A 3,086-nucleotide genomic window follows, 5' to 3' on the forward strand; every position below is an offset into this window, starting at 1 on the left:
TGGTGGACACCTCAGGGCAGACAGCGGGCAAAGGTGCGGTTAAAGGCAAAGAGCAAGTCGCGATCGAGCGGAGCCGATAAAAAGAAGAAATACTTCTCGTTTGAGAATCTGGTGGAATATCAATATGAACTTGCGATTGGCAGTGAATCCATCAGCGAACAGGAATGGCACCAGTTGGTGAATGCTAAAACGCCGCTGGTCAAGTTCCGGGGACAATGGATCGAGCTGGATCAAGACAAAATGCGGCAAATGCTGGAGTTTTGGAAGACCCAGCAGCAGGAAAACCCAGAACTCAGTTTGCTCGATTTTCTCAAACTCACGGCAAGCAGCGACGAGGCTGGGCTAGAAGTCCAGGTCGATCGCAACGATGCCCTGTCTCAAATGCTGGCGAACCTGGGCGATAAAACTCAGCTTCAACCGATCAATGATCCAAAATATCTGCAAGGCCAATTGCGCGAGTATCAGAAGCGGGGAGTGTCTTGGCTACAATACCTAGAAGAGCTTGGCTTAAACGGTTGTCTTGCTGATGATATGGGCTTGGGCAAGACAATTCAGGTGATTGCTCGTTTGCTGCAAGAGCGGGAACTGGCACAGAAAAACCGGATCAAAACCCTTCCGCCTACGCTCCTGATTGCACCCACTTCAGTGGTCGGCAACTGGTATCGCGAAATCCAGAAATTTGCCCCGAAGTTAAAAGCCATTGTGCATCACGGCAACCAGCGCACAAAAGCCAGCGAAGCATTTCAGCAGACCTGCCTTGAGCATGACCTGATTATCACTTCGTTTACTCTGGCACGAAAGGACATTCGCCTTCTCACCTCGGTTGAGTGGCATCGCGTTGTGTTAGATGAAGCTCAAAATATCAAAAACCCCAAAGCAGATTTGACAAAATCCATTCTGAAACTCTCTGCACTGCATCGATTAGCCCTGACGGGAACGCCGATCGAAAATCGATTGCTTGATCTCTGGTCAATCTTCAATTTTCTTAATCCAGGCTATCTCGGCAATCAAACCCAGTTTCGACGTAGCTTTGAGTTGCCGATTCAGAAGCATAGCGATTTGCGTCAATCGGAAACCCTCAAAAAACTGGTAGAACCGTTTATTCTGCGGCGGGTCAAAACCGATCAAGCCATCATTAAAGACTTGCCGGACAAAGTAGAACAAAAGCTGTACTGTAACCTGACGAAAGAACAAGCTTCCCTCTATGAGGCAGTCGTCAAAGATGTCGAAGAACAAATTCAAACGACTGAAGGAATTCAGCGAAAAGGGCTAATTCTGGCAACGCTCACCAAACTGAAGCAAATTTGCAATCATCCGATGCAGTTTCTCCAGGACGGCAGCGATTTTACGCCGGAGCGATCGCACAAGCTCTCTCGTTTAGATGAAATGGTACAAGAAGCGATCGCGGAAGGAGAAAGTCTACTCATCTTTACGCAATTTACTGAAATCGGCGAAGCCCTGGAAAAGTACCTGCGCTACACCGGTCGCCACAATACCTATTACCTGCATGGGGGAACATCCCGCAAAAAACGGGAACAGATGATTCAGGAATTTCAAGACCCCCAAACAGAGCCTTCGGTCTTTGTGCTTTCTCTCAAAGCGGGTGGAGTGGGGATTACACTTACGAAAGCAAACCATGTCTTTCACTTCGATCGCTGGTGGAATCCGGCGGTTGAAGATCAAGCCACCGATCGTGCCTTCCGAATTGGGCAGAAAAAGAACGTATTTGTCCACAAGTTTGTGGCAATGGGAACGCTGGAGGAGCGAATTGACGAAATGATTGAGGATAAGAAAAAGCTGGCAGGGGCGATCGTCGGGGCAGACGAGTCTTGGCTCACCGAACTGGACAACGACGCGTTTAGAAAACTGATTGCGCTGAATCAAAATGCAATTCTGGAATAAATTCGCTTTGCATCTAGAGGAGATGAGCCATGAGTCAATTTAGTCGGAGCTGGTGGGGACAGAAATTTATCGCTGCGCTGGAGCAGTTTACTGATTCAGGGCGGTTGAGCCGAGGACGCTCCTATGCCAGTGGCGGCAAAGTCAAAAGTTTTGAAATTAAAGACGGCATTGTCACAGCTCAGGTGAGAGGTTCAGTCAATCCTTACTTTGGCGTTTACAAAGAACCGCTATACACCACAACAATTGAATTCCAGCCCATCAGTGCTGCAAAGTGGGCAGCTGTCATTGCCCTGATCGCCTCCAAAGCCAGCCTGATTTCTCGTCTTTTGCTGAACGAGATTCCTGATAATATCGAAGATTCATTTGCTCAGTTAGGATTAAACTTACTGCCTCACAGTCGCAGAGACTTTCAATCAGACTGCTCCTGCCCCGACTACAGCAATCCCTGTAAACATATTGCAGGGGTGCATTACCTGGTTGCAGCTGAACTTGATCGCAATCCGTTTTTGCTGTTTGAGCTGCGTGGCTTATCTCGTGAAAACCTGCATCAGGAACTGGCAAAATCTCCTTTGGGGCAGGCACTCTCTGCTGAGCTTCAGTTGCAGAAACGCCCCCCCGTAGCCGTTACTTCGTACTACACGCATCTCACAACTGAGCCTTTGAGCGAGAACCAGAGCCTGCGTGATTTTTGGCACGGTGCAAAACGTCTGCCCCAAACCATTCAAGGCAGTTCCTCCTATGGGGTAGCCAATTCCCGACCTGAAGCTTTAGTACCGGGAATTTCTGTCAAGAAACAGGGAGATTTTCCTGCCTTCTGGACTCGCGATAATTCCTTTATTGAAGCGATGGAAGCCCTGTACGAACAGGTTAGAAACAAGGGGCAGCTATGAACTACACCTACGCTATAGAACGTGGGGTTTCTGGCGTTTTTTCTTCTACGCTTGCTTCCACCCCCCAGTTGCCTGTGGATTGGAAGTAGAGGCTTGAGATCCACGCTTGAGGAGGTCAGTTCCTAACTCCCATGCTAAATTCAAGGACGCAAAGCCAAAATTCTGAGTTATTCAGCACAACCTGAGCTGCTTCAATTTCTGCCTCTGTTATGCGAGGAGTGGTAGCTTGTCCCTGGACAATGCGACCGTCAGGAAATTAAACAGTGAGTGTTGATTGATGTGAACCCGTGACCG

General features: G+C 48.6%; 2 protein-coding genes. Both read left to right on the forward strand.

Annotated features, from left to right (window positions below; all coding sequences use genetic code 11):
* Positions 1–1,902 (forward strand): DEAD/DEAH box helicase (locus tag NDI45_RS30720; RefSeq protein ID WP_348250063.1); only part of this gene is annotated, 1,902 nt, incomplete at its 5' end.
* A gap of 29 nt (positions 1,903–1,931) precedes the next feature.
* Positions 1,932–2,792 (forward strand): SWIM zinc finger family protein, encoded by an 861-nt coding sequence (locus tag NDI45_RS30725; RefSeq protein ID WP_348250064.1) that lies wholly within the window; start codon positions 1,932–1,934, stop codon positions 2,790–2,792.
* Positions 2,793–3,086: the final 294 nt, after the last annotated feature.

Source organism: Leptolyngbya sp. GB1-A1 (assembly GCF_039962475.1).
GTDB lineage: Bacteria > Cyanobacteriota > Cyanobacteriia > Elainellales > Elainellaceae > Leptolyngbya_A.

Coding starts and splice junctions, on each gene's coding strand:
- NDI45_RS30725 (WP_348250064.1), top strand. CDS start 1,932: ATGAGTCAATTTAGTCGGAGCTGGTGGGGACAGAAATTTATCGCTGCG.